Source organism: Micromonospora sp. NPDC003241 (assembly GCF_053589795.1).
In genome coordinates, this window is sequence record NZ_JBSFSO010000032.1 from 72,225 (window position 1) to 79,524 (window position 7,300).

Annotated in this window: 4 protein-coding genes; 2 read left to right on the forward strand and 2 right to left on the reverse strand. The window is 71.6% G+C overall.

From position 1 onward, the window contains the following. Positions 1–300 precede the first annotated feature (300 nt). Complete coding sequence (gene metH / locus ACWDVW_RS23015; protein ID WP_449952283.1) at positions 301–3,816, reverse strand: methionine synthase; 3,516 nt, start codon at positions 3,814–3,816, stop codon at positions 301–303. Positions 3,817–4,098: 282 nt separating this feature from the next. On the opposite strand from metH, the gene ACWDVW_RS23020 reads away from it, so the two are divergent. Together ACWDVW_RS23020 and ACWDVW_RS23025 are read left to right on the forward strand one after the other, a co-directional pair. Then, complete coding sequence (locus tag ACWDVW_RS23020; protein ID WP_117229830.1) at positions 4,099–4,968, forward strand: PAC2 family protein; 870 nt, start codon at positions 4,099–4,101, stop codon at positions 4,966–4,968. A 138-nt stretch (positions 4,969–5,106) separates the two neighbouring features. Beyond that, on the forward strand, positions 5,107–5,898 hold the full coding sequence (locus ACWDVW_RS23025) for a GntR family transcriptional regulator (RefSeq protein WP_396748261.1): 792 nt from the start codon (positions 5,107–5,109) through the stop codon (positions 5,896–5,898). Between the two features lie 315 nt (positions 5,899–6,213). Here the strand turns inward: ACWDVW_RS23025 and mshC are convergent. Then, a partial coding sequence (gene mshC, locus ACWDVW_RS23030; RefSeq protein WP_449952287.1) for a cysteine--1-D-myo-inosityl 2-amino-2-deoxy-alpha-D-glucopyranoside ligase occupies positions 6,214–7,300 on the reverse strand: 1,087 nt, incomplete at its 5' end.

Below are 7,300 nucleotides of genomic sequence, written 5' to 3' on the forward strand. Positions count from 1 at the left end.
GGCTGTCCGGCCGTCGAGGGGGCGGCCCTTTCCTGTGCCACCGAACGTCGCCCCGGCGTACGCGACCTCACCACCGACGGTCCACCGCAAGATCACGCTCGATCCAGGATCGAGTGGCATCCAAGCGCGACGAGACCACTCGATCCCGGATCGAGCGTGATCTTCCGATCATCTCGGTCGTCGCGGCACGCAGTCATCATGACCGCTCATGGCCGATTCGACCCGACCCGATCATCCTGCCGTGGGCACTTCGACGCCTACCGCAGGTGCCGGAAGTACAGGTCACGGCACCTGGGGTCGTCACTTGGCGTTGAAGTAGCTGGCCTCTGGGTGGTGGACCACGATGGCGTCGGTGGCCTGCTCCGGCATGAGCTGGAACTCCTCGGACAACTGCACGCCGATGCGCTCCGCGCCGAGCAGCTCCACGATCTTCGCCCGGTCCTCGAGGTCGGGGCAGGCCGGGTAGCCGAACGCGTACCGGCAGCCCCGGTAGTCGGTGCGCAGCAGTCCGGCGAGGTCCGTGGGGTCGTCGTCGGCGACGGTACGGCCGTCGGGCAGCGTCAGCTCGGCCCGGACCCGCTTGTGCCAGTACTCGGCCAGCGCCTCGGTGAGCTGCACGGACAGTCCGTGCACCTCCAGGTAGTCGCGGTACTCGTTGCGGGCGAAGAGCTTCGCCGCGTACTCGCTGACCGGCTGGCCGACGGTGACCAGTTGCAGGGCGACCACGTCCAGGTCGTCGCCGCGTGGGCGGAAGAAGTCGGCCAGGCAGAGGCGCCGCTCCTGGCGCTGGCGGGGGAAGGTGAACCGGGCCCGCTCGGCGTGGCCGTTCTCGTCCAGCACCACCAGGTCGTTGCCCTCGGAGTACGCCGGGAAGTAGCCGTACACCACGGCCGCCTCCAGCACCTTGTCGGCGATCAGGCGGTCCAGCCAGTAGCGCAGCCGGGGCCGACCCTCGGTCTCCACCAGTTCCTCGTAGGACGGACCCTTGCCGCCGCGTGCACCCCGCAGGCCCCACTGGCCCATGAAGGTGGCCCGCTCGTCCAGCAGCGCCGCGTAGTCGGCCAGCGGCACGCCCTTGACCACCCGGGTGCCGAAGAACGGTGCGGTCGGCACCGGCATGTCGGCGGCCACGTCGGAACGGACCGAGGTGTCGCTCAGCTCCGGCAGCGACTCGGCGACCACGGCGCGCTGCCGCTCGCGGCGGGCCCGCCGGGCCGCGAGGGCGGCCTCCCGCTCGGCGTCGACCACGGGGGCGCCGCCGCGCTTGGCGGCCATCACCCGGTCCATCAGGGAGAGTCCCTCGAAGGCGTCGCGCGCGTAGTGCACCTGGCCGGGAAACATCGACCGCAGGTCGTCCTCGACGTACGCCCGGGTCAGTGCCGCGCCGCCGAGCAGGACCGGCCAGCGCTCGGCGACCCCGCGCGTGGCCATCTCGGCCAGGTTCTCCTTCATGATGACCGTGCTCTTGACCAGCAGGCCGGACATGCCGATGGCGTCGGCGCGGTGCTGCTCGGCAGCGTCCAGGATGGCGGAGATCGGCTGCTTGATGCCGATGTTCACCACCTCGTAGCCGTTGTTGGACAGGATGATGTCGACCAGGTTCTTGCCGATGTCGTGCACGTCGCCCTTGACGGTGGCGAGCACGATGCGGCCCTTGCCGCCGTCGTCGTTCTTCTCCATGTGCGGTTCGAGGTACGCCACCGCGGTCTTCATCACCTCGGCGGACTGGAGCACGAACGGCAACTGCATCTGGCCGGAGCCGAACAGCTCGCCGACGACCTTCATGCCGTCGAGCAGGATGTCGTTGATGATCAGCAGCGGCGCGGTGCCGGCGGCCATCGCGGCGTCCAGGTCGGCCTCCAGGCCGTTGCGCTCGCCGTCGATGATGCGCCGCTTGAGCCGCTCGTTGAGCGGCAGCGCGGCCAACTCCTCGGCCCGGGTGGCGCGTGCCGAGGCGGCGTCCACGCCCTCGAAGACCTCGATGAACCGCTGCACCGGGTCGTAGCCCTCGCGGCGGCGGTCGTAGACCAGGTCCAGGGCGATCTCGCGCTGCTCGTCGGGGATCTTGGCCATCGGGAGGATCTTGCTGGCGTGCACGATCGCCGAGGTGAGCCCGGCCTGCACGCACTCGTGCAGGAAGACCGAGTTGAGCACCTGCCGGGCCGCCGGGTTGAGCCCGAACGAGACGTTCGAGATGCCCAGCGTGAAGTTCACGCCCGGCCAGCGGCGGGCGATCTCCCGGATCGCCTCGATGGTCTCGATGCCGTCGCGGCGGGTCTCCTCCTGACCGGTGGCGATCGGGAAGGTCAGCGCGTCGATGAGGATGTCGGCGCGGCGCAGCCCCCACCGGCCGGTCAGGTCCTCGATGAGCCGGCCGGCGACGCGTACCTTCCACTCCGCCGTGCGGGCCTGGCCCTCCTCGTCGATGAGCAGCGCGACCACGGCGGCGCCGTGCTCGGCGACCACCGGCATGACCCGCGCGTAGCGGGAGTCGGGGCCGTCGCCGTCCTCGAAGTTCACCGAGTTGACCACGCACCGGCCGCCGAGCATCTCCAGCCCGGCCTCGATCACCGCCGGCTCGGTCGAGTCCAACATGATCGGTAGGGTGGAGGCGGTGGCGAAACGCCCGGCCAGCTCCCGCATGTCGGTGGTGCCGTCGCGGCCGACGTAGTCGATGCAGAGGTCCAGCAGGTGCGAGCCGTCCCGGGCCTGGCTCCGGGCGATCTCCACACAGGCCTGCCAGTCGGCGGCGAGCATCGCCTCCCGGAACGCCTTGGAGCCGTTGGCGTTGGTCCGCTCCCCCACCATCAGCACGCTGGCGTCCTGGGCGAACGGCACGTGGTGGTAGATGGAGGAGACACCGGCGTCGGCCCGCGGTTCACGGGCCGCCGGCCGCACGTCGCGCATCCGCTCGGAGAGCACCCGGATGTGCTCCGGCGTGGTGCCGCAACAGCCACCGACCAGCGCGACGCCGTACTCGACGACGAACCGCTCCAGGGCGTCGGCCATGTCCTCCGGGCCGAGCGGGAAGTACGCGCCGTCGGCGGTGAGCACCGGCAGGCCGGCGTTCGGCATCACCGACACCGGGATGCGGGAGTGCTGGGCCAGGTAGCGCAGGTGCTCGCCCATCTCGGCCGGGCCGGTCGAGCAGTTCAGCCCGATCAGGTCCACGCCGAGCGGCTCGATCGCGGTCAGCGCCGCGCCGATCTCGCTGCCCAGCAGCATGGTGCCGGTGGTCTCGACCGCCACGTGACAGATGATCGGCACCTGGACGCCCGCCTCGGCCATCGCCCGCTTCGACCCGGTCACCGCGGCCTTGACCTGGAGCAGGTCCTGGCAGGTCTCGATGATCAGCGCGTCCGCGCCACCGGCGATCAGACCACCGGCGTTCTGCTGGTACGCGTCGCGCAGCGTGGCGTACGCGGCGTGCCCGAGCGTGGGCAGCTTGGTCCCGGGGCCGATCGAGCCGAGCACCCAGCGGGGCCGCTCCGGCGTCGAGTACGCGTCGGCGGCCTCCCGGGCCAGCCGCGCCCCCACCTCGGACAGCTCCCAGATCCGCTCGGGGATGTCGTACTCCGCGAGGTTGGGCAGGTTGGCACCGAAGGTGTTCGTCTCCACACAGTCCGCGCCCGCGGCCAGGTACGCCTCGTGCACCCCACGCACCACGTCCGGACGGGTGACGTTGAGGATCTCGTTGCACCCCTCCAGACCGTCGAAGTCGTCGAGGGTCAGGTCCGCAGCCTGCAGCATCGTGCCCATCGCCCCGTCGGTGACGAGGATCCGGTCTGTCAGCGCATCGAGCAACGAGGTCCGCACGCTCTCAGGTTAGTGCGACGTACCGGCCTCGCATCCCCACGTGCGACCCGTTCCCACATTGTGTCGCCGGGATCACCCGCCCGCTTTCGCCTACTATGTGCGCTACACCCGGCCCTTCCGGCCGCCACCGACCGTGGTGGCGGGCCGGGGATCCGGCGCGGCCGACGGGCCGGGTACGGGCGCGGCACGTAGGCTGACTGATGTGAGGGACATCAGCGACACCACCACGCACGGCGGGCGGCCGACCGGGGCCGCCGGCGACGAGCAGGGTGAGGTGACGGCGTGACCGAGTTCGACGGGTTGCCGGTGCTGCGATCCCCGGTGGCCATCGCCGCCTTCGAGGGGTGGAACGACGCCGCCGACGCCTCGACCGCCGCCGTGGAACATCTGGAACAGGTGTGGGAGGCACGGCCGATCACCGAGCTGGATCCGGAGGACTTCTACGACTTCCAGGTCAGCCGGCCCACCATCACGATGGCCGAGGGCGCCACCCGACGGGTCGAGTGGCCGACCACCCGGTTCACCGTGGCCAGCCCGTCCGGCACCGAACGGGACGTGGTGCTGATCCGGGGCATCGAGCCGAGCATGCGGTGGCGCACCTTCTGCGAGCAGGTGCTGGAGATCTGCCACAGCCTGGAGGTCGAGCGGGTGGTCCTGCTCGGCGCGCTCCTGGCCGACGTGCCGTACACCCGGCCGCTGCCGATCAGCGGCAGCGCCTCCGACGCCGACGCCGCCCGCCGCTACCAGCTCACCCCCACCCGCTACGACGGGCCGACCGGCATCGTCGGCGTGCTGCACGACGCCTGCACCCGCGCCGAGGTGGACGCCGTCTCGTTCTGGGTGCACGTGCCGCACTACGCCAACAACCCGCCCTGCCCCAAGGCCACCCTCGCCCTGCTGCACCGGGTCGAGGAGGTCCTCGACCTGCCCGTGCCGATGGCCGACCTGGCCGAGGAGGCCGCCGAGTGGGAGCAGCGGGTCCGCAGCGCCGCCGAGCAGGACGCCGAACTCGGCGAGTACGTCCGTGAGCTGGAGGAACGCGTCGGCGACGCGGGCATCACCCCGTTGACCGGGGACGAGATCGCCCAGGAGTTCGAGAAGTACCTGCGCCGCCGGGGCGGATCCGCCGGCCCGACCGCCGGCTCCTGGTAGCCCTTCCCGCTTCTTCGCGACGCCCCGGACACGGTCCACGTGTCCGGGGCGTCGTGCTGTCGCTGGTGCTTCGTGTCGGGGTGGCGCGGCACGCACCGCGTAGGGCATCCTAGGAACCTAGCTGATAGGGGGTCGGGAATGCAGATCAACCCGGGTGCCGCAGAGTTCCCGCACCGGCAGATCGCCGCGCAGCTCAAGACGCAGATCCGCCGGGGCGACTGGGGGCCGGGCGAGCGACTGCCGTCCATCCCGGCGATCGCCGAGATGTTCGGCGTGGCCAAGCAGACCGTGCAACGCGCCGTCGACCAGCTCCGCGTCGAAGGCATCCTGATCACCAAGCCCGGCTCCGGTACGTACGTCCGCGGCACCCGGCGACGGCTCAACCGGCTCTCCCGAGGCCGCTACGGCGGCTTCCGGGGCTACCACACCGACCTGGCCGCCCGATACCGCCAGCAACTCGTCGCCGTCGGCCGCTCCCCCGCACCGCCCGAGGTCGCCGACGCGTTCGGCGTACCCGACGGCACCGAACTGCTCTGCCGCCGCCACCTGGTCCGCACCGAGGACTCACCGGTCGAGGTGGGTGCCTCCTGGTTCCTGCCCGCCGACACCGCCGGCACCACACTGGAACGCGCCGAGGCGTTCGGCCGCCCGCTCTACCAGGAGGCCGAGGAGGCCACCGGACGCCGGTACGCGACCGCCACCGACACGATCACCGCCCGCCAGCCCAGCCGCGAGGAGGCCGAGACCCTCCAGATCCGGCCGGACACCCCGGTGCTGCACCTGCTGCACGTGGCGTACGACGCGCACCGCAAGCCGATCGAGGTCGCCCAGGCCACCTGGCCCGGCCCGGTCACCACGCTGACCGAGGAGTACCCGATCCCCGCCCCCACCAGCGCCCCCGACCCCGACCCCGGCCTGGTCCTCGGCTGATCACTGGCCCCTCGGCCCGCCCGCCGCTCCTCGGCTGGCCCCTGGTCCTCGGACCGCCCGCCGGAACACACCCGCCAGTCGAGGACACACCCCGCCGACCGGGACACGCACTGCCGACCCGGCCGTCTCGTTGCCCCAAACCCACTCCGTCGACCCGTCCCGTCTCGCCTCGTCGATCATGGACTTGTGGTGGCGGCATAGCGGTCCATACCTGTGCGAAATGACTGCCACGACTCCATGATCGACGGGCCAGACATGGGGACGGGCCAGGCACGGTTGAGGAGGCGTGTCGTGGCTGGCGCCTGGGGGTGGGGGTCAGAGGCGGATGCCGAGGAGGGCGTCCAGGGTGGTGGCGAACAGGGCCGGGGCAGCGGGATCGTCGGCCGCACCGGAAAGGGTGCGGTCGGCCCACTCGTCGGCCAGGCGTACCGCACCCGGGGAGTCGAGGTCGTCGGTGAGGCGGTCGCGTACGCCGGAGAGGAAGGTCTCGCCGGACGGCCCGGCGGGGGCGGCGGCGGCCCGACGCCAGCGGGCCAGCCGGTCCTGGGCGGTGGTCAGCAGATCGTCGGTCCAGGAGCGGTCGGCGCGGTAGTGGCCGGTGAGCAGGGCCAACCGCACGGCCATCGGGTCGACCCGGTCGGCGCGCAGCCGGGAGACGAAGACCAGGTTGCCGCGGGACTTGGACATCTTCTCGCCGTCCAGGCCGATCATGCCGGCGTGCACGTAGTGCTCGGCGAAGGGCAGCGTGCCGGTCAGCCGCTCGGCGTGCGCGGCGGAGCACTCGTGGTGCGGATAGACCAGGTCGTTGCCGCCGCCCTGGACGCCGATGGTGGCGCCGAGCAGGTTCAGCGCGATGACGGTGCACTCGATGTGCCAGCCGGGACGGCCGGGGCCGAGGTCGCCGCCGGGCCAGGAGGGTTCGCCCTCGCGCGCGCCGCGCCACAGCAGCGGGTCCAGCGGGTCGCGTTTGCCGGCCCGGTCCGGGTCGCCGCCGCGCTCGGGGAAGATCTCCAGCATCTCGTCGCGGGACAGGTTGGACTCGTAGCCGAAGCGCGGTGCGGTGGAGACGTCGAAGTAGACGTCGCCGGTGCCGTCCTCGAGGCGGTACGCGGCGCCGTCCTTGAGCAGCAGCAACACCTTCTCGGCGATGTCCGGGATCGACTCGACCGCGCCGACGTAGTGTGCCGGCGGGATGATCCGCAGCGCCTCCATGTCCTCCCGGAACAGCGCCGTCTCCCGCATCGCCAGGACCTTCCAGTCCTCGCCGTCGCGTTCGGCGCGTTCCAGCAGGGGGTCGTCGATGTCGGTGACGTTCTGCACGTACCGCACCTCGTGGCCCGCGTCGCGCCACATCCGCTGCACCAGGTCAAAGGTGATCATGGTGGCGGCGTGCCCCAGGTGG

What these genes read in the sequence shown, in the direction of transcription:
- ACWDVW_RS23025 (WP_396748261.1), top strand. Translation starts at nt 5,107, where the DNA reads ATGCAGATCAACCCGGGTGCCGCAGAGTTCCCGCACCGGCAGATCGCC.